Raw genomic sequence first — 19,479 nt, forward strand, 5'->3', positions numbered from 1 at the left:
GTTCTGACCTCCTCATGCAGCGCAAAAAGCCGCCCATCACCGAAGCCTGGCGAGGCATCACCTTCACGCGCCGCGCGCTCGTCGTCGGCGGCGCGCAGGCGGCGGTCGGCGTCGCGCTCGCGGCGCGCATGGCCTATATCTCGATCGTCGACAACGACCGCTATGTCCTCGAATCCGAAAGCAATCGCGTCAACCTGACGCTCGTCCCGCCGCGACGCGGCTGGATCGTCGACCGCAATGGAAAGGCGCTCGCCAACAACCGCGTGTCGCTGCGCATCGACATCATCCCCGACCGGCTGCACAACAAGGAACTGGTGCTGGGGCAACTCAAGTCGCTGCTGAAGCTCGATGGCGACACGATGGAGCGGATCAACCGCGATCTCGACGCCGCGTCGGGCTTTCAGCCGGTGGCGGTCATGGAGGACGTCAGCGAGGCCGAATATGCCTCGGTGCTCGTCCGCCTGCCCGACCTGCCCGGCATCGCGCCCGCGCGCGGCTTTGCGCGCTACTACCCGACCGGGGCGGCGGTCGGCCACCTCGTCGGCTATGTCGGCGCCCCCAATGCCGAGGAATATCGGGAGGCGAAAGACCCTCTTTACATCACCCCCGGGTTCAAGATCGGCAAGCAGGCGCTCGAGAAATATTTCGAACCCGTGCTGCGCGGCAAGCCGGGCGCCCGCCGCGTCGAGGTGACCGCGCGTGGCAAGGTGGTGCGCGACCTGTCGACCCAGCCCGACGTTCAGGGCAAGACGGTCCACCTGACCATCGACGCCGACCTCCAGCACTATGCCGCGCGCCGCATCGGCCCCGAATCGGGTTCGGTCGTCGTCATCGACTGCCTGACCGGCGACATATTGGCGATGGCATCGATGCCGAGCTTCGACCCCAACAGCTTCTCAAGCGGGATCGGCGTCGCCGAATATAAATGGCTGAGCCAGAACGATCATGTTCCGCTACGCAACAAGACGCTGAGCGGGCTCTATCCGCCGGGCTCGACGGTCAAGCCGATGGTCGCGATGAGCTTTCTCGAAGCCGGGCTGCCTGCCAGCGCGACGACCTTTTGCGGCGGCGGCCTGCGCGTCGGCAATCGCGTCTTCCACTGCTGGCAGCGGCGCGGCCACGGCCAGGTCGACATGGCGAAGGGCATCTATCAGAGCTGCGACGTCTATTTCTATCATTTCGCGCAGCAGCTGGGGATGGACGTCATCGCGGCGATGGCGAAGCGGCTCGGCATGGGGCAGAAATTCCCCCTGCCCGTTCCCAGCCAGAGCTATGGCACGGTGCCCAGCCCGGCGTGGAAGCAGGAGAAATACGGCCGGCCCTGGGCCATCTCCGACACCGTCAACGCGACGATCGGCCAGGGCTATATGCTCGCCAACCCGACCCAGCTCGCGGTGATGGCGGCGCGGCTCGCGACCGGTAACATCGTGATGCCGCACCTGACGCGGGACGCCAATCGCGCCGCGATGCAGAGCCTCGGCTTCGCGCCCGACCATATCGGCGTGGTGCGCGAGGCGATGAACCAGGTCGTCAACGGCGCGGGCACCGCCGGGCGCGCGCGGCTGCCGATCGAGGACGTCAAGATGGCGGGCAAGACCGGTACCGCGCAGGTCGTCAGCCTCAGCAAGGGCAGCGGCAAGGGCGGCCTGTGGAAATATCGCGACCACGGCCTGTTCATCGCCTTCGCGCCCTTCGACGCGCCGCGCTATGCCGCCGCAGTGGTGATCGAGCACGGCGGCGGGTCGGGCGCTGCCTATCCGATCGCCCGCGACGTGATGACCTATCTCTTCGACCGCGACAAGGCGATGACGGCGCTCGAAGGCTTCGAGACCGGTTGGGGCGGCACGATCGAGGAGCGCATGGCGCGCGACTTCGCGATATGGAAGGCCGGCGCCAATCGCCCGCCGCCCGAGGGTACGGCATGATCCCCGTCCCGCCCGCCGTCCAGCGCATCCCGTGGAAGCTGATCGCCCTCCTCAGCGCGATCACCGGCTTCGGCCTGCTCGTCCTCTACTCGGCCGCGGGCGGAAGCCTGTCGCCGTGGGCCTGGCAGCAGGGCGTGCGCTTCATCGTCTTTCTGATCGGCGCGCTGATCGTCGGCCGCTTTTCGCTGCGATTGTTCGAGGATTTCGCCTATATCGCCTATATCGGCGTTGCGGTGCTGCTCGTCGCGGTGGAGCTGATCGGCTTCGTCGGCGGGGGCAGTCAGCGATGGCTCAGCCTCGGCTTCCTCAACCTCCAGCCATCGGAGCTGATGAAGGTGGCGATCGTGCTCGCGCTCGCGCGCTTTTATGCGCAACTGCCGCCCGGCAACACGCGCACCTTCACCGCGCTATGGCCGGCGCTGGTGATGATCGGCATACCGGCGGCACTGGTGATGCTTCAGCCCGACCTCGGCACCGCGCTCGCCATCTGCGCGAGCGGCGCGGTCGTCATGTTTCTTGCGGGCCTGCCGATGTGGTGGTTCGGCAGCGCCGCGCTCGGCGGCGCAGCGTCGCTCCCGATCCTCTTCTCGATGCTCCACGACTATCAGCAGAAGCGCGTGCTGATCTTCCTCGACCCCGAAAGCGATCCGCTGGGCGCGGGCTACCATATCAGCCAGTCGAAGATCGCGATCGGTTCGGGCGGCATCGGAGGCAAGGGTTTCCTCAACGGTTCGCAGAGCCATCTCGACTATCTTCCCGAAGGTCATACCGACTTCATCTTCGCGACGATGGCCGAGGAATGGGGCCTGATCGGGGGCGTCGCGCTGCTCATCGCCTTTTTCCTGCTACTGCGCTGGTCGACCCGCGTCGCGCTCAAGGCGCGGACGCGCTTCGGCCAGCTGGTCGCGGCCGGGCTGACGATGACGATCTTTTTCTACATTGCGATCAACCTGATGATGGTGATGGGACTCGCGCCGGTGGTCGGCATCCCGCTGCCACTCTTTTCCTACGGGGGATCGTCGATGCTGACGATCATGACCTGCGTCGGCATCATCCTTGCCATCGAGAACGACAGCAAAACGGGCAGCCGCCGCTTTCATTGAAAAAAATCTCGGCAAAGCCATTGCCATCCCCGCAACGCCATGATAGCGGGCCGCTCGCTTCGCAGCAAAGAGGGCCTTCTTCCTGCTGCAGGCGCTGCCGCAAACCGGCAAGTGGACGCATAGCTCAGTTGGTAGAGCAGCTGACTCTTAATCAGCGGGTCCTAGGTTCGAGCCCTAGTGCGTCCACCATTTCCTTCAGAAACCTGGAATAATGCGCGGGGGGCCGCTTGCGCGGCCGAGTCTTCAGGCGCGTGCCTCGTCCCAGCGGTCGAGTTCGTGGGCGATCGACTGTTCGACCAGTTCGTTCCACACCGCGCGGATGCGATCCGCGTCGAGACCGGCCTCTTCCGCCGCGCGGGCGACATTATCGAGCACCTGCGCCTTGCGCGCTTCGTCGCGCACCGTCCCGCGTTCGGTCTTGATCCGCGCCGCGGCGTCCATATAGCCAAAGCGGCGGACGAGCAGCGCGACGAGCGCGCGGTCGGTCTCGTCGACCCCGGCGCGCACCTCGAGCATGGTTTCGCACTGTTCGGGCAATTTGGCGGCAGTCATGCGGGCAGCCTTTAGCGGCTTTTTCCTATCTGTCGAGCGGTGGCGAGGGCGCTTGACTTTGCCGCTCCCCCCGTCTAACCGCGCGCCTTCGCAATGGACCCCGCACCCCGGTGAAGCGGCGGTCGCATATGGCTCAAGCCCATATGGTGCGACCCGGGAACCAGCCGAAATCCTTCGGCACACAGCAAATTGGAGACGACAATGTCGAAGCGCCAGAGCGCCAAGTATAAACTCGACCGCCGGATGGGCGAAAACATCTGGGGTCGCCCGAAGAGCCCGGTCAACCGCCGCGAATATGGCCCCGGCCAGCACGGCCAGCGCCGCAAGGGCAAGATGTCCGACTTCGGCATCCAGCTCCGCGCGAAGCAGAAGCTGAAGGGCTATTACGGCGACATCACCGAGAAGCAGTTCAAGAAGAATTATTTCGAAGCGTCGCGCATGAAGGGCGACACCGGCCAGAACCTGATCGGCCTGCTTGAACGCCGCCTCGATGCGATCGTCTATCGCGCCAAGTTCACCCCGACCATCTTCTCGGCGCGCCAGCTCGTCAGCCACGGCCACGTCTATGTGAACGGCGTGAAGTGCAACATCGCGAGCCGCCTCGTGAAGCCGGGCGACGAAGTCACCCTCGGCAAGAAGGCGCAGGAAATGGCGCTGGTCGCCGAAGCGCAGAGCCTGCCCGAGCGCGACCTGCCCGAATATGTCGCGGTCGACGGCACCAAGGCGACCTTCGTGCGCGTGCCCACGCTCGACGAAGTTCCCTATCCGGTGAAGATGGAACCGAACCTGGTCGTCGAATTCTATTCGCGCTGATCCGGGTCTCGCGACCGGCAAGAAAAAGGGGCGGCCCTGCGACGGGCCGCCCCTTTTCTTTTACCCTTATCGAGGCCTTACTGCCCCATCGCCGCACGCAGGAACTTGTCGGCGTCGCCGAGCATCCGGGTGCGCACGTCGCTGTCCGCGAGCTGATGGTCGAGCCCCGGGAATTCGGTGTATTCGACCGTCTTTCCGGCGCTGCGCAGCCGGCTGGCCATCAGCCGCGACTGGCCGACATCGACATTCTGATCATAGTCGCCGTGAAAGAGCATCACGGGAACCGTGATCTTTTCGGCATTTTGGGCGGGCGAGCCCGTTTTCACATGATCGCCGCGACCGATGAAGGCCTCCACCTGGCGGAAATTGGTATAGTAGCGCGAATCTTCGCGAAGCTGTTCGAGGTCGGTGACCGGCGCGATCGCGACGATCGCCTTGAACAGGCCGGGCTCGTAAACCCCCGACTGCAGCGCGGCGTAGCCGCCATAGGACCAGCCGACGATGCCGAGTTTGCCCGGCGCCGCGATCCCGCTCGATACCAGCCATTTGCCGCCGTCGTCGACATCGCCGATCGCCGTCGGCCATGACTGGAAGCCGTTTTTCTGGAACCATCCGGAGCCATAACCGGTCGAACCCCGGAAATTGGGCTGGAGCACCGCATAGCCGCGCGCCGCGAAATATTGCGACAGCCAGTCGAAGCCCCACTCGTCGCGCGAACCCGGTCCGCCGTGCGGCATGACGATCGCCGGCAATCCCTTGCCGTCCGAACCCGCGGGCAGCGTCAGATAGGCGGGAATATCGACGCCGTCGCGTGACTTGTAATGCACGGGTTTCACCGTGGCGAGCTTGGCCGGGTCGAGCTGCGGACGCATCTTCATGATCTCGGCGAGTTGCTTGGTCGACTTGTCGAACAGATAATAGCCGCCGGGATCGACGTCGCTGCCCACCCACAGCACCAGCTTCTGCTCATCGGCGGTCGAATCGACGAAGCTGATGAGCGGATGGTTCGGCAGTGCGTTGGCCAGGGCCGTGCCGAGCGACTTCAGCGCGGGGTCGAAGAAGACCGTCTGGCGCTTGTCGGTGACGAACTGAGCGCCGACGACACGCCCGCTGCGGCCGATGCTGACGAGGCCGTCGACATCGACATGGTCGTTTGCATAGACCAGTGTCTTCGTCATCTTGCCGTCGAGCGAGACCGAATAGAGCGCCGAGCGCCCGTTCAGCGAGTCGAAGCCATAGACCACGTCCAGATTCGGATCGACGGCCACCGGAAGGAAGCCGGTCCCCAGCCCGGCCTCGCTGACATAAGTACCGAAACTCTCCCAATCCCGACTGTTCGCCTTGCGATAGGAGATATTATAGCTGTTCCCCGAATAGCCGTCCGCGGTCTCCGTCTGGCTGATCATCATGCGGACGTGTCCCCGTCCATCCGAGATATAATCGACGACGCCGTCCTTGGGCGATTCGACCGTCCTGCGCTTCAGCGATACCGTGTCGACGGCGTCGACCGCCAGGCCGGACGCCGAGCGCCCGAGCAGCGACCCGGTCTGATACTCGCCGCTCTGGTAACGCGTCATCAGCACGCGGCCACTCTCCTCGGCATCCGACCAGTCGATGACGCCGCCGCCGAACTGGCTTGCACCGAAAGCGCGGACACGCGTCTTGTCGCTCAGCATCTGCATATTCTGCCCGTCGGCATCGAGCGCGAACAGCCGGCTGAAACCCTGGAGACCGGTCGTGCCACGGTTGATGACGTGGACGCTGCACACCAGCCGGGTGGCGAGCGCCCAGTCGCAGCGACCGATCTGCTCGTCGCCCCCCTTCGCACTCAGCACCGGTTTCGAATCGCCGGTCGCGATGGTGATCACCGAGACGACCGACCCCGCGCCCTTGGTCGGCTGGATCACCGCCAGCCGCTCGCCGTCGGGCGAAATGCTGACCTGGCGGACGCGCTCGCGCTGCCCGAATTTCGCTGCCATATCGTCTTGCGCCTGCGCCGCCCCAGCGGTCGCGACCAGTGCCGGCACGATCAGTGCCGCCCCCCAGAACTTCATTCCCCAAACCCCCGAATTGAAAGCGACCCCTCGCTTAAACCCCTGACATGAGGGCCATGTTGCAACAAACACCGCGCCCCTCGGCATCCAGCATAGGCCGCCCGGTCATCATGGCAACCCGCAAAGGCCAGGTCCGAAGCCCTCATCCACCGCCCTTGCCTGCCGATGACAGGGCTGGCACAAAGCCCGCAACGCTCATTCGGACAAGGACGATCGATGCTCCGCTTTACCCCCGCCCCGCTCGCGGCCGCCGCGCTATTGGCGCTTGCCGCCTGCAACGCCTCCACCGACAAGACCTCGGCCGCAGCGCTACCCGACGTCCAGCTTCCCGAACTGTCGCTTTCGACCTTGCAGGACGTGACCAGGGAGCTGTCGCAGGACAGCTACGAAGGCCGTGCGCCGGGAACGCCGGGCGAGGAGAAAACCGTCTCCTATCTGATCAAGAAATTCACCGAAGCGGGGCTCAAGCCCGGCAACAACGGCAGCTGGACGCAGGACGTGCCGCTGGTCGAGATCACCGCAAAGAATGTCAGCCCGCTGAATTTCACCGGCGGCAAGACGCCGATGTCGCTCAAATACGGCACCGACTTCGTCGCCGCCAGCTATCGCGTCCAGCCGCAGATTTCGGTCAAGGACAGCGACGTCGTCTTCGTCGGATACGGCATCAACGCGCCCGAAAAAGGCTGGAACGATTATGCCGGGGTCGATGTAAAGGGGAAGACGGTCGTCATCCTCGTCAACGATCCCGACTGGCAGACCAAGGAGGCCAAGGGCGAGTTCAACGGCCGCGCGATGACCTATTACGGCCGCTGGACCTACAAATATGAGGAAGCGGCGCGGCAGGGCGCCGCCGCGGCGCTGATCGTCCACGACACCGAGCCCGCCGCCTATGGCTGGAACGTCGTCGAATCGAGCTGGACCGGCACGCAATATCTGGCCGACAGCAAGAATGGCGGCGCCGACCAGACCGCCGCCAACGGCTGGATCCAGCTCGACAAGGCGAAGCAGCTTTTCGCGGGCGCGGGGCAGGATTTCGACGCGCTGCGCGAGGCGGCGAAGAAGAAGGGTTTCAAGGCGGTGCCGCTGACCGGCGTCAAGGCGTCGCTGAGCTTTGACAACCAGATCGCCAAGAAGATGTCGCGCAACGTTATCGGCGTGCTGCCGGGGACGAAGCGGCCCGACGAATATGTCCTCTACACCGCGCACTGGGACCATCTCGGCCGCTGCGCGCCGGTCGACGGCGACGACATCTGCAACGGCGCGGTCGACAATGCGACCGGCGTCGCGGGGCTGGTGACGCTGGCAGAGGCCTACCAGAAGGCTGGCGCCCCCGACCGCAGCGTTGTGTTTCTGGCGGTGACCGCCGAGGAATCGGGGCTGCTCGGCTCGAAATATTACGCCGAAAACCCCATCTTCCCGCTCGCGCAGACCGTCGGCGGGGTCAATATGGACGCGCTCAACCCGAGCGGACCGGCGAAGGACATCGTCGTCGTGGGCGACGGCAAGTCCGAACTCGACGCCTATGTCGCCAAGATCGCGGCGGCGGCGAAGCGCACGGTCGTCGCTGAGCCCACCCCCGAAAAGGGCTTCTATTACCGGTCCGACCATTTCAGCTTCGCCAAGCTCGGCGTGCCGATGTTCAACTTCGGCAGCGGCGAGGATTTGGTCGCGGGCGGCAAGGAGGCCGGCAAGAAGGCGTCGGAAGACTATGAAGAGCATCGCTATCACGCGCCCGGCGACGAATATGACGCGATCGCCAATTGGGACGGCATGCTCGCCGACCTTCAGCTCTATTATGCCGCTGGGCGGATGCTGGCGATGACCGACGCCTGGCCGAACTGGGTCAAGGGCGACGAGTTCCGCGCCGCCCGCGACAAGTCGCGCGCCGCTGCCGCTAAATAGGGACAGTCCCTATTTATTGACACCCTACTTTCTCGTCACCCTGAACTTGTTTCAGGGTCTATGGCCTGCCCTCGAATAAGGCGCAGCGTTGGGCGAAGGCGCAGGCCATGGATGCTGAAACAAGTTCAGCATGACGAAGGAGGAGGAAGAGGAGGCCCGGAGAGGTCTGCGAACGCCATAGCGACGTGTTGATTGGAGACGCCATGGGTGCATTGAAAATGCCCGCCGAATGGGCGCCGCACGAGGCGGTGTGGATCGGCTTCCCGCACCTCGCCGAGGAGTGGTCGGGTCAGATCGACGCCGCGCGCCGCGATGTCGCGGCTTTCGCGAACGCCGTTCACGACGGCGGGCGCGGCGAGGAGGTACGGCTCGTCGTCAACGACGAGGCGCAGGCGGAGATCGCGGCCAATCTCGTCGAGTCGGGCGTGCATATCCTTGTCCAGCCGCTCGGTGACATCTGGTTGCGCGACACCGGGCCGATCGTCGCCGGCGCCGGCGCGGCGCGGCGCGCGCGCAACTTCCGCTTCAACTGGTGGGGTGAGAAATTCGTGATGCCGGGCGATCTTGAGGTCGGCGCGGCGCTCGGCGCGAAAAGCGGCTTGCCGGTCGACGAGCAGGACTGGGTGCTCGAAGGCGGCGGCATCGACGTCGACGGCACCGGGCTTTGCGTTACGACCGAGGAATGCCTGCTCCACCCGAACCGCAACCCGTCGCTGACCCGCGAGGATATCGCGGTGCGGCTGCACCAGTCGCTCGGCGTCGAGCGGCTGCTGTGGCTCGGCAAGGGGCTGATCGGCGACCACACCGACGGCCATGTCGACAATCTCGCGCGCTTCGTCGGCGAAGGCCGGCTCGCGATCCCCGTCGCGGCGGGTAGCGACGATCCCAATGCCGCCATCTATGCCGACGCGCGCACGCGCGCCGAAGCCTTCGGAGGGATCGAGATCGTCGACCTCCCCTCGCCCGGCCGCATCGAGATCGAGGGCGAAATCGCGGCGGCGAGCTATATGAACTTCTATATCGGCAACAGTGTCGTGGTCGTGCCAACCTATGGCGCCGCAAACGATGCTGCCGCGGTCGATGCCCTCGCCGCGCTCTTCCCCGATCGCCGCGCGGTCGGCATCGACGCGCGCGGAATCATCGTCGGCGGCGGCAGCTTCCATTGCTCGAGCCAGCAGCTTCCGGCATAGGGCAGCGATGACCCGCACCCTCACCGTCGCCGCATTGCAGCTTCCCCTGCCCGGCCCCGCCCAGCCGAACATCGACGCCGTGTCGGCGCTCGTCGGGGAGGCGGTCGGAAAGGGCGCGCAGGTCATCCTGCCGCCCGAACTCTTCGAGGGGCCCTATTTCTGCCAGGTCGAGGAAGAGGCGCTGTTCGCGAACGCGCGCCCGACCGCCGAGCATCCGAGCGTCGTCGCGATGCAGGCGCTCGCCGCGAAGCACAAGGTCGCGATCCCGACCAGCTTCTTCGAGAAGGATGGGCCGCATTATTACAACACGCTCGCGATGATCGGCCCCGACGGCGCGATCATGGGGACGTATCGCAAGAGCCACATTCCCGACGGGCCGGGTTATGAGGAGAAATATTATTTCCGCCCCGGCAACACGGGCTTCAAGGTCTGGGACGTCTTCGGGACGCGGATCGGCGTCGGGGTATGCTGGGACCAATGGTATCCCGAAACCGCGCGCGCGATGGCGCTGATGGGCGCCGAACTGCTTTTCTATCCGACCGCGATCGGATCGGAACCCTATGATGCCGACCTCGACACCAGCCGCATGTGGCGCCGCGCGATGCAAGGCCATGCCGTGTCGAACTGCATGCCGGTGATCGCCGCCAATCGCATCGGGCGCGAGGGTGAAGCCGACTTCTACGGCCACAGCTTCATCACCGACGAATGGGGCGATCTGGCGCAGGCGTTCGGGCGCGAGGAAAGCGGTGTGCTGGTCGAGACGATCGACCTCGATCGCGCCGCGCAGCACCGCGCCGGCATGGGCTTCTTCCGCGACCGGCGGCCGCAGCTCTACGGTCGGCTGGCCGAGGACATCTGACGCATGGACAGGGGCAAGACGATGCAGGTTCCCGACGACATCTTCACCGAGCCCGACGATGTCGATCCCGACACGCTCGCCCGGCTCGGGCCGCTGCGCCGCCTTGCCGGCATCTGGGAGGGGCAGCGCGGGGTCGACGTCAACCCCAAGGCCGACGGCCCCGAAACGCGCCAATATTACGAGCGGATCGAGATGCAGCCGATCGACGCGCAGGCGAACGGGCCGCAGCTCTTCTATGGCCTGCGCTATCACGTCCACATCAACACCCCCGAAGAGGACATCGCCTTCCACGACCAGGTCGGATACTGGCTCTACGAGCCCGCGACCGGGCTGATCCTGCAGACGCTGGCGATTCCGCGCGGCCAGATCGCGATCGCGGCGGGACATGCCGAGCCCGATGCGAAGCGCCTCGTGCTGACCGCGACGCGCGGGCAAACCGAATATGGCATCTGCTCGACGACCTTCCTCGAACTGGCGTTCCGCACCGACACATATCAGATTAGCGTCGATTTTCATGACGATGGCGGCTGGAGCTATGTTCTCGACACGGTGCTGATGGTCAAAGGTCAAAGCGAGCCCTTCCTCCATCGCGACCGCAACCGGCTCACCAAGATCGCCGAGCCCGACCTCAATCCGTGGGCGAAGATCGCACGAGCGGCGAAGCCGGCGTCAACGGGCGTTTGACACCGTGCCCCGGATACACTTAACCTGCTAAGCACCGACGAGGCGGCAGACCGGTCCACAGGCCGGCGGCCTTTGCGGGGTGGTGAGGGAGAGTGAGATGAGCAGCATCGAACAGCGCGCGGCGGGTGCGCGCGAATTGCACCGGACGATCGATTTCATCGGCCTGCGCGCCCATGCGACGACGGTCGGCCTGATCCAGCTCTGCGAGGAGCTTTTGAAGGTCGGCATTCTCGACAAGCCCGCCCTCGAACGGATCAAGGACGCGATCCGCATGGAACTCACCCTGTCGCAGGCGCGCATATCGAACCAGACGCTGTTCGACGAGACGCTGCGCCGCCGGCTCGACGCCATCTTTCCGCACTGCGGCGAACCTGCGGACCCGGTGGGCTCGATCGAGGCGCTCGAAGAGGCGCTAGACCTCGAAGACAAGGGCTGATCCCGGCCACGCCGCCGGAAATGATGGTGCCCCTGGCCGGACTCGAACCAGCACTCCTTGCGGAACTCGATTTTGAGTCGAGCGCGTCTACCAATTTCACCACAGGGGCCCCCTCGCCCGACTGCGTCGGGCGCGAGACAAAGTCCGACCATGGTCGAGACCATGGATAGACGGCGCCTCCCCTAAGGCGAAGCGCCGCCGCTTGCCAAGCTATTTCTTGAGCTCTCGCGCCAGCGTCTTCGCCGTTGCCTTGCCATAGGGCGGCTTGAAGCCCGCCATGCCGGCGACGTCGAACTTCGGCTGGCGATAGACCGCGCGCGCGTGGCTGAAGGTACGAAAACCGTCGAGCCCATGATAATTGCCCATCCCCGACGGTCCGACGCCGCCGAAGGGCAGATCCTCCATCGCATTGTGGAACAGCACGTCGTTGACGGTGACCCCGCCCGAGATCGTCCGCGTCAGCACGCGGTCCTCCTCGCTCTTGTCCTGCCCGAAATAATAGAGGCCGAGCGGGCGATCGTGCGCGTTCACATAGTCGATTGCGTCGTCGATGGCCCGGTAGGTCTTAACCGGCAGGATCGGTCCAAAAATCTCTTCCTGCATCACCTTCATGTCGTCGGTCGGATTGCGGACGATGTGGAGCGGCATCTTGTGGCCGTTCGAACTTGCGAAATCCTCGCCCGCGGGGTTGACCTCGACCACCTCGGCGCCCTTATCGCGTGCGTCGGCAAGGTAGGACTGCAGCCGGTCATAGTTGCGCGTGTTGACGACCGAGGTGTAGTCGTCGTTGGCGAGCAGCGTCGGATAGAGCGCCGCGGCACCCTTCGTCACGCTGTCGATCACCGCGCCTTCCTGATCCTCGGCGACGAGCAGATAGTCGGGGGCAAGGCAGATCTGCCCCGCGTTCATCAGCTTGCCCATCGCGACGCGCTGGCCGACGAGGTCGCGGTTCGCGCTGCGCCCGATGAAGGTCGGCGACTTGCCGCCGAGCTCGAGCGTCACCGGCACCAGATTGTCGGCCGCGGCACGCATGATATGCTTGCCGACGCTCGTCGCGCCGGTGAAGATGAGATGGTCGAAGGCGAGCTTCGAGAATGCCACACCAATGTCGGGCCCGCCGGTGAACACCGCCATCTCGCTCTCGTCGAAATAATCGGGGACGAGCCGCGCCATCAGGGCGGAGACATTCTCGGTGAACTCGCTCGGCTTGATCATCGCGCGGTTGCCCGCGGCAAGGATGCCCGCCATCGGCACGAAGACCATGCCGATGGGGAAGTTCCACGGGGACACGACCCCGACGACACCCTTGGGTTGAAACACCACCTCGGCCTTCGCGCCGAGTAGCCCGAGCGGAAAGGTCGGCTTGCGCTTTTCGCCCTTCGCCCAGCTCGCCATATGCTTCTTCGCATGCTTCAGCGCGCTGACCGAGGGCATGATGTCGGTCATCAACGTCTGTTCGCGACTGCGATGCCCGAAATCCTCGCTCACCGCCTTCGCGAAATCGTCCGCATGGTCGACGAGCAGCGCGATCGCCCGATCGATGCGATCGGTCCTCACCGCGAGGCTTTCGGGCATGGCGGCGGTGAAGCCCGCCCTTTGCGCCGCGAGCACTTCGTTCATACGCGCCGTTTCCCCGGCGATATCCTGTGTGATCGCGGTAGCCATGACCCGTCTCTCCCCCTTTTGGAATTTACGCGACTTCACCATGACCGGCGACTGACTGCAAGTTGAAACCGGCGCCCCGGCGCGATCCAAAGGGTCGCCGCCCGGTCCCGACGGCGGGGCGTCTGAACCGAGTAGGAACGCGGACGGTCACGGAATGACCGGTTTCGGACGTTTATTGCATCGTCATCCTGAACTTGTTTCAGGATCCATGGCCTGAGCTGTGTTTTGGCGCCGCGCCTTTTGTTTCGCACAAAGACGCAAAGCCACCAAGGTGTTGCGCCGGCCGCAAAGCGGCCTTCCTTTCCCGCGCTGCGGCCAGCCGCGTCGTTGGTAAGGAAACAGGCCTGTCGGCCGAAGGCTTCCTTCTTCGTGGCTTTGTGTCTTGGTGCGAAAAACAAACTGGCGCGGCCTGGCCGGATAACGCCGGGTCATGGATGCTGAAACAAGTTCAGCATGACGTGATTTTGAATGGCAGCTTTCCCACCCCTTTCCGGTCGTTCACCGCTTTACGGTGACAGCCCACTCACCCCTCCAAACGCACTCCTCGGAAAAACCGCTTTCCTACAATATCCCGCTATGCTTCAAGATTGCGGATGAGCAACATCCTTTCCATTCCGGCACGCAATCCACCCGCCTTTTCACCTCAGGCGGCAGCCCGACCGGATCGCCACTGGGCTGAACTTCACTGAACTTTGGCCGCCCGTCTCGCGAAGGGAACGGAGCCGGGGGATCGGCGCCCCCCCTTTCGCAAGTGCAGCATTTCGGCTAACCCATCCGCCGAACCTTCTTTCCCTTACGGAGTCTCCCGCCATGACCACCGATCCCGTCGTCTTCCTCTCTTATGCCCGCACCCCGATGGGGAGCATGCAGGGCGCCCTCTCGGACGCCAGCGCGACCGACCTCGGCGCAACCGCGGTCAAGGCGGCGGTCGAGCGCGCGGGGGTCAAGGGCGACGATATCGAGCGCATCTACATGGGCTGCGTTCTACCCGCAGGGCTCGGCCAGGCGCCAGCGCGGCAGGCCGCGATCAAGGCGGGCCTTCCCAAATCGGTCCAGGCGACCACGGTCAACAAGGTGTGCGGTTCGGGCATGCAGACCGTGATCATGGGCGCCGAGGCGCTCGCCGCCGGCAGTATCGACCTCGTCGTCGCGGGCGGCATGGAATCGATGACCAACGCGCCCTATCTGCTCAAGAAGCATCGTTCGGGCGCGCGCATCGGGCACGACACCGCCTATGATCATATGTTCCTCGACGGGCTCGAGGACGCCTATGACGCGGGCCGCGCGATGGGCACTTTCGCTCAGGACACCGCCGACGCCTATCAGCTCGGCCGCGAGGCGCAGGACGATTATGCGATCGAATCGCTGAACCGCGCCAAGGCGGCGATCGCCGAAGGCGCCTTCGTCGGCGAGATCGCGCCGGTCACCATCGCGACCCGCAAGGGCGAAGTCGTCGTCGACACCGACGAGGCCCCCGGCAAGGGCAATCCCGACAAGATCCCGACGCTGAAGCCGGCCTTCGCGAAGGACGGCACGATCACGGCCGCGACGAGTTCGTCGATCTCGGACGGCGCCGCCGCGGTCGTATTGACGCGCCAGTCGGTTGCCGAGGCGAAGGGTGCGAAGCCGGTCGCGAAGCTGGTCGCGCACGCCGCGCACGCGCAGGAGCCCAAGGATTTCACCGTCGCTCCCGTCGGCGCGATCAACAAGGTGCTGGCCAAGGCCGGCTGGTCGATCGGCGACGTCGACCTGTTCGAGGTCAACGAAGCCTTTGCCTGCGTCGCGATGTTCGCGATGCACGACCTCGGCATCCCGCACGAGAAGATCAACGTCCACGGCGGCGCGACCGCGCTCGGCCATCCCATCGGCGCGAGCGGCACACGCATCATCACGACGCTGATCGCGGCGCTCCAGCGCCACGGCAAGACGCGCGGCATCGCGAGCCTGTGCATCGGCGGCGGCGAGGCGACCGCGGTCGCGGTCGAGCTGGTCTGACCGCCGTAAATCCGTCATTGCGAGGAGCGAAGCGACGCGGCAATCCAGAGTAGGCGATCACCGCCCTGGATTGCTTCGCTTCGCTCGCAATGACGAAGCAAAAAAGGTCCCGATGCTCGTCGCACCTGCCCCACGCCCCACCGCTCCGCGCGACATATTGCGACACTCATGACCGGAAAATAAACGCGGCATTCCGCGCCCGTTCAAATCGACTCGCCTAGTCCTTTCTCCGTCATCGGGCAGATCCCCCTCCCCCTGACGGATGCAAAGGAATGGCAAGATGAAGAAGATGAAATTTCTCACCGCCGGCCTGATCGCCGCGATGATGGTTCCCGCGGTCGCGCAGGCGCAGACCGGTGAGCTTCGCCGCGACCGGCAGGAAGTCCGCGAACAGAAGCGCGACGTACGCCAGGCGGTTCGCCACGGCGACCGCGGCGATGTGCGCGAGCAGCGCCGCGACCTGCGCGACGCGCGGCAGGAATATCGCGAGGACAAGCGCGACTGGCGCCGCGACAACCGCTACCAGAACTGGCGTGCGCCGTTCAGATATCAGCAGTTCCGTATCGGATCGACGCTGCGGCCGACCTATTATGCGCCCAGCTATCGCCTGAGCTACGACAGCCGCTGGGGTGTGCCGCGGGCGGGACGCAACCTCGCCTATGTCCGCCACTACAACGACCTGCTGCTGGTCAATGTACGCAGCGGCAAGGTGATCAAACTCTATCGCAACCACTTCCGCTGGCGTTGAGCGATGGACCCGGCAAGAGGGCCGGACGGGCGACCGTCCGGCCCTTTTTCGTGCGGGCGTCAATCGCCCCAGATATGATCGGTCTCGATCCAGCCGCGCTTGCCCTTGACGTCGAGCAGGCACCAGCCCTTCTTGCAGTCGGTGATCCGTCCCACGACCCCCGCCTCGGCGCGATAGGCGACCGACGCGGCCGGCTCGGGCGATTGACGCATCGGGCGCACGCCGCCCGTGACGATCGCGGTGCGCGTGCGGCTGAGCAGGCGCGCGGCCATCCAGCCTTGCGTGCCGTCGGGATCCTCGACCTTGCGCCAAGTCTCATGCCGCGCGATCACCTTCACCGGCAGGTCGCGGCGCCGATACTCCCAGATCACCGGCACGTCGGGCGACGGCCCCTTGCGCATCCGCGCCTCGTCGACGCTGATCGACGCCCAATAGGGCAGTTCGGGGTCGGACGATTGGGCAGCGGCGGGGCCTATGGCGGCAAGGCTCAACAAAATCAGGGCGAATTTTCGGCTGGTCATCGCCAACCCTTGTCAAAATCGGCGCGCATTATCAACCGGTCGCAGCGCGCAAACAACCCACCGTCCACAGCCATATGCACGGTGGCCCCCTTGACCCCCGGCCGCCGCCGCGCTCTATCGGCGGCCATGCCCGATTCCTCTCGCCCCAAACGCCCGCGCGTCATCGTCACCCGCCAGCTGATGCCGCACGTCGAGGCACGCATGGCCGAATTGTTCGAGGTCGTGCTGTCGGCGCGCGACCGCGCCTTCACGCCCGCCGAGCTGAAGGCCGCGATCACCGACTGCGACGTACTTGTCCCCACGGTGACCGACGCGATCGACGCCGATGTCCTCGCCGCGGCGGGCGAGCGGCTGAAGCTGATCGCCAATTTCGGCGCCGGAGTCGACCACATCGACCTCGCCGCAGCGCGTGCCAGGGGCATCATGGTCGCGAATACGCCGGGGGTCTTCACCGAGGACACCGCCGACATGACGATGGCGCTGATCCTCAGCGTCCCGCGCCGTCTGGCCGAAGGCGAAAAGCTGATGCGCTCGGGCAAATGGGAAGGCTGGGCGCCGAGCACGATGCTCGGCCACCGGCTCGGCGGAAAATTGCTCGGCATCGTCGGAATGGGCCGCATCGGGCTCGCCGTCGCGCGGCGCGCGCGCGCCTTCGGCCTGTCGATCCATTATCACAACCGCAAGCGCCTGCCCGCCGAGATCGAGGAGGAACTCGGCGCGAGCTATCATGCGAGCATCGACACGCTGCTGAGGATCAGCGATGTGGTGACGATCCATTGTCCGCACACCAGCGAGACGCACGAGTTGGTGAACGCCACCCGCATCGCCGCGATGAAGCCGACCGCCTATCTGATCAACACCGCGCGCGGCGAGATCGTCGACGAAAGGGCGCTGATCGCGGCGCTCCAGACGCGCCGCCTCGCGGGCGCGGGGCTCGACGTCTATACCCACGAACCCGCGGTCGACCCAGCGCTGCTCGCGCTCGACAATGTCGTGCTGCTCCCCCACCTCGCCTCGGCGACGATCGAGGGGCGCGAGGCGTCGGGCGAGAAAGTCATCGCCAACATCCGCGCATGGAGCGACGGTCACCGCCCGCCCGACCAGGTGCTGGAGGGGTGGGTTTAGCGGAGGACGCGTGAGATCGCTCTGGATTGCTTCGTTGCTGCGCTCCTCGCAATGACGAAGATCTATAACGCACCGTCATTGCGAGCGAAGCGAAGCAATCCAGAGCGTCATTCGCTGCCGTCGAGAATATCGGGCCATAGGTCCCGCCAAAGCGGATTTTCCGCCTCAATCAGCGCTAGTTTCTTCGCTCGGCTCCCGGCCTTGATCTGCTTCTCCCGAGCGATGGCGGTTTCCATGCTCGAATGCATCTCGAACCAGACGAGCATCTTGCAGTCGTAGCGGGTCGAGAAGCCGCCAAGGCCCTCCCGATGCTGCCACACGCGCTGCAATAGCCCGGACGTCACGCCCGTATAGAGCGTCCCGTTGCGCTTGCTCGCCATGATGTAGACCGCTGGCAGGCGTTCGCGCATGGTCGCCCCTGGATTGCTTCGCTTCGCTCGCAATGACGGCGTGTTTGGAAGCTGCTCCTCAATCCCCCGTCAGAATCCGGTCCACGAGCTGCTTCACCGTGGGCGTGAAGTTGTTCGAGTAGAAGGGATCGGTCTTGAAGTTGAACGCGGCGTGGCCCGCGAACATCAGATTCTGTTCGGTATCGCCGCCGTGCGCGATGTCCTGCAGCGTTTTCTGGATGCAGAAGCTGCGCGGGTCGGCGAGGTAGCCGGTCGAATAGTCGTCATGGTCCTTCCACGACGAAAAACCGCAGTGCGAGAGGCAGCCCATGCAGTCCGCCTGATCCTTGCGGATCGTCGCCTTGTCGTCCTCGGTCACGAAAACCACCGTGTTGTCGGGGGTCTTCAGTGCCTCGGTATAGCCTTCGGCCGCCCAGTCGCGCGCACGGGCGCGGTCGTGCGGCGTGACCCAGAAATTCTTGCCCTTCACCCCGACGTCGAGCTGGACGATATGGTCGCCCGCCTCCTGCTTCGAATAGGGTATCTGGCGTTCCGTGCGCGCCTCGAGGTCGCGCAGGAAGGGATTGCGCACCGCGCTCGAATAAAAGCCGGTGGGCGAGAAGCGGTGGAGCAGCACGTCGCCGTCGTCGAGCGTGCGCAGCCGGTCCTTCCACTGCTGCGGAATCGGGCTTTCGACCGTCAGCAGCGGGCGGGTGCCGTACTGAAAGACGATCTGACCGAGCTCGGGATTGTCGATCCAATCCTCCCAGTCGCGCAGATACCAGACGCCGCCCGCCATCACGATCGGCACCGTGTCCGCGATCCCCTCGGCGCGCATCGTGTCGCGCAGCGCCTTGACGCGCGGATAGGGATCCTCGGGGACCAGCGGATCCTCGGCGTTCGACAGGCCATTGTGGCCGCCAGCGAGCCAGGGATCCTCGTAAACCACCGCCGCCATCAGGTCGGCGACCTTGTGATAGGCGCGCTTCCACAGTGCGCGGAAGGCGCGCGCCGAGGAGATGATCGGCAGATAATGGACATTGTGCCGCGCCGCGATCTCGCTGAGCTTGTACGGCATGCCCGCGCCGCAGGTGACGCCGGTGACCAGCCCCCTGGTCTTTTCGAGCACGCCTTCGAGCACGCGCTGGGCGCCGCCCATTTCCCAGAGCACGTTGATGTTGATCGCGCCCTTGCCGCTCGCGACGTCATAGGCGCGCCTGACCTGTTCGACCGCGCCATCGATCGCATAGTTGACCAGTTCGTCGTGACGCTCGCGCCGCGTCAGCGCGCGATAGATTTGCGGGATGATCTTGCCCTCGGCGTCGTAGCTGTCGGCGTTGACCGCCGACACGGTGCCGATGCCGCCCGCCGCGGCCCAGGCGCCGCTCGACATATGGTTGGTCGCCGACACGCCCTTGCCACCCTCGACCAGCGGCCAGACCTCGCGTCCGCCGTAAAGGATGGGCTTCAAACCTTTGAACACGTCAGAACCTCTTTCTCTCCACCGGCCGCGCGATC

18 protein-coding genes and 2 tRNA genes are annotated in these 19,479 nt (G+C 65.2%); 13 read left to right on the top strand and 7 right to left on the bottom strand.

The features are described 5' to 3' along the window. Window positions 1–14 precede the first annotated feature (14 nt). The 3 genes from mrdA (at window position 15) to ACOTSS_RS09640 (ending at window position 3,217) form a co-directional block, all read left to right on the top strand. Window positions 15–1,925, top strand: coding sequence for a penicillin-binding protein 2 (gene mrdA, locus ACOTSS_RS09630; protein WP_448691261.1), 1,911 nt, complete (start codon window positions 15–17; stop codon window positions 1,923–1,925). Then, window positions 1,922–3,028: a rod shape-determining protein RodA gene (gene rodA, locus ACOTSS_RS09635; protein WP_448691262.1), complete on the top strand. Its 1,107-nt coding sequence runs from the start codon at window positions 1,922–1,924 to the stop codon at window positions 3,026–3,028. The genes mrdA and rodA overlap by 4 nt, the downstream gene beginning before the upstream one ends. A gap of 113 nt (window positions 3,029–3,141) precedes the next feature. Beyond that, window positions 3,142–3,217, top strand: a tRNA-Lys gene (locus ACOTSS_RS09640). 54 nt (window positions 3,218–3,271) lie between these two features. Here the strand turns inward: ACOTSS_RS09640 and ACOTSS_RS09645 are convergent. After that, window positions 3,272–3,580, bottom strand: a complete 309-nt coding sequence (locus tag ACOTSS_RS09645) for a chorismate mutase (RefSeq protein WP_448691263.1) — start codon at window positions 3,578–3,580, stop codon at window positions 3,272–3,274. Window positions 3,581–3,781: 201 nt separating this feature from the next. Here ACOTSS_RS09645 and rpsD point away from each other — a divergent pair, with 201 nt between their 5' ends. Next, window positions 3,782–4,393, top strand: coding sequence for a 30S ribosomal protein S4 (gene rpsD / locus ACOTSS_RS09650; RefSeq protein WP_095388204.1), 612 nt, complete (start codon window positions 3,782–3,784; stop codon window positions 4,391–4,393). A 77-nt stretch (window positions 4,394–4,470) separates the two neighbouring features. Here rpsD and ACOTSS_RS09655 read toward each other — a convergent pair whose 3' ends face one another. Beyond that, on the bottom strand, window positions 4,471–6,447 hold the full coding sequence (locus ACOTSS_RS09655) for an alpha/beta hydrolase family protein (RefSeq protein ID WP_448691264.1): 1,977 nt from the start codon (window positions 6,445–6,447) through the stop codon (window positions 4,471–4,473). A gap of 216 nt (window positions 6,448–6,663) precedes the next feature. Here ACOTSS_RS09655 and ACOTSS_RS09660 point away from each other — a divergent pair, with 216 nt between their 5' ends. The 5 genes from ACOTSS_RS09660 (at window position 6,664) to ACOTSS_RS09680 (ending at window position 11,518) form a co-directional block, all read left to right on the top strand. Continuing rightward, a complete protein-coding gene (locus ACOTSS_RS09660) occupies window positions 6,664–8,349 on the top strand; it encodes a M28 family metallopeptidase (RefSeq protein ID WP_448691265.1) in 1,686 nt (561 codons plus the stop codon). Between the two features lie 203 nt (window positions 8,350–8,552). After that, window positions 8,553–9,539: an agmatine deiminase family protein gene (locus ACOTSS_RS09665; RefSeq protein ID WP_448691266.1), complete on the top strand. Its 987-nt coding sequence runs from the start codon at window positions 8,553–8,555 to the stop codon at window positions 9,537–9,539. A 7-nt stretch (window positions 9,540–9,546) separates the two neighbouring features. After that, window positions 9,547–10,398 (top strand): N-carbamoylputrescine amidase, encoded by an 852-nt coding sequence (gene aguB, locus ACOTSS_RS09670; protein ID WP_448691267.1) that lies wholly within the window; start codon window positions 9,547–9,549, stop codon window positions 10,396–10,398. A gap of 3 nt (window positions 10,399–10,401) precedes the next feature. Then, the gene (locus tag ACOTSS_RS09675) at window positions 10,402–11,082 is read left to right on the top strand and encodes an FABP family protein (RefSeq protein WP_448691268.1); all 681 of its coding nucleotides are present in this window, start codon (window positions 10,402–10,404) and stop codon (window positions 11,080–11,082) included. A 97-nt stretch (window positions 11,083–11,179) separates the two neighbouring features. Further along, window positions 11,180–11,518: a hypothetical protein gene (locus ACOTSS_RS09680; RefSeq protein WP_448691269.1), complete on the top strand. Its 339-nt coding sequence runs from the start codon at window positions 11,180–11,182 to the stop codon at window positions 11,516–11,518. Between the two features lie 24 nt (window positions 11,519–11,542). Here ACOTSS_RS09680 and ACOTSS_RS09685 read toward each other — a convergent pair. Beyond that, window positions 11,543–11,627: transfer RNA gene (locus tag ACOTSS_RS09685), tRNA-Leu, on the bottom strand. A gap of 101 nt (window positions 11,628–11,728) precedes the next feature. Further along, complete coding sequence (locus tag ACOTSS_RS09690; protein WP_448687985.1) at window positions 11,729–13,183, bottom strand: coniferyl aldehyde dehydrogenase; 1,455 nt, start codon at window positions 13,181–13,183, stop codon at window positions 11,729–11,731. Window positions 13,184–13,377: 194 nt separating this feature from the next. On the opposite strand from ACOTSS_RS09690, the gene ACOTSS_RS09695 reads away from it, so the two are divergent. The 3 genes from ACOTSS_RS09695 to ACOTSS_RS09705 all read left to right on the top strand — a co-directional run bounded on the left by ACOTSS_RS09695 (window position 13,378) and on the right by ACOTSS_RS09705 (window position 15,926). Next, window positions 13,378–13,698 carry a hypothetical protein gene (locus tag ACOTSS_RS09695; RefSeq protein WP_448687986.1) on the top strand — a complete coding sequence of 107 codons (321 nt, stop codon included), beginning with the start codon at window positions 13,378–13,380 and terminating at the stop codon, window positions 13,696–13,698. Between the two features lie 295 nt (window positions 13,699–13,993). Beyond that, complete coding sequence (locus tag ACOTSS_RS09700) at window positions 13,994–15,178, top strand: acetyl-CoA C-acyltransferase (protein ID WP_448687987.1); 1,185 nt, start codon at window positions 13,994–13,996, stop codon at window positions 15,176–15,178. 280 nt (window positions 15,179–15,458) lie between these two features. Beyond that, the gene (locus ACOTSS_RS09705; protein WP_448687988.1) at window positions 15,459–15,926 is read left to right on the top strand and encodes an RcnB family protein; all 468 of its coding nucleotides are present in this window, start codon (window positions 15,459–15,461) and stop codon (window positions 15,924–15,926) included. A gap of 59 nt (window positions 15,927–15,985) precedes the next feature. Here the strand turns inward: ACOTSS_RS09705 and ACOTSS_RS09710 are convergent, their stop codons facing one another. Next, window positions 15,986–16,447 carry an SH3 domain-containing protein gene (locus ACOTSS_RS09710; protein WP_448687989.1) on the bottom strand — a complete coding sequence of 154 codons (462 nt, stop codon included), beginning with the start codon at window positions 16,445–16,447 and terminating at the stop codon, window positions 15,986–15,988. Window positions 16,448–16,573: 126 nt separating this feature from the next. On the opposite strand from ACOTSS_RS09710, the gene ACOTSS_RS09715 reads away from it, so the two are divergent. Continuing rightward, a complete protein-coding gene (locus tag ACOTSS_RS09715) occupies window positions 16,574–17,572 on the top strand; it encodes a 2-hydroxyacid dehydrogenase (protein WP_448687990.1) in 999 nt (332 codons plus the stop codon). Window positions 17,573–17,679: 107 nt separating this feature from the next. Here the strand turns inward: ACOTSS_RS09715 and ACOTSS_RS09720 are convergent, their stop codons facing one another. Then, window positions 17,680–17,982, bottom strand: coding sequence for a GIY-YIG nuclease family protein (locus ACOTSS_RS09720; RefSeq protein ID WP_448687991.1), 303 nt, complete (start codon window positions 17,980–17,982; stop codon window positions 17,680–17,682). A gap of 58 nt (window positions 17,983–18,040) precedes the next feature. Next, the gene (locus ACOTSS_RS09725; protein WP_448687992.1) at window positions 18,041–19,444 is read right to left on the bottom strand and encodes an NAD(P)H-dependent flavin oxidoreductase; all 1,404 of its coding nucleotides are present in this window, start codon (window positions 19,442–19,444) and stop codon (window positions 18,041–18,043) included. Window positions 19,445–19,479: the final 35 nt, after the last annotated feature.

The sequence above is a fragment of the Sphingopyxis sp. NJF-3 genome, assembly GCF_053514865.1.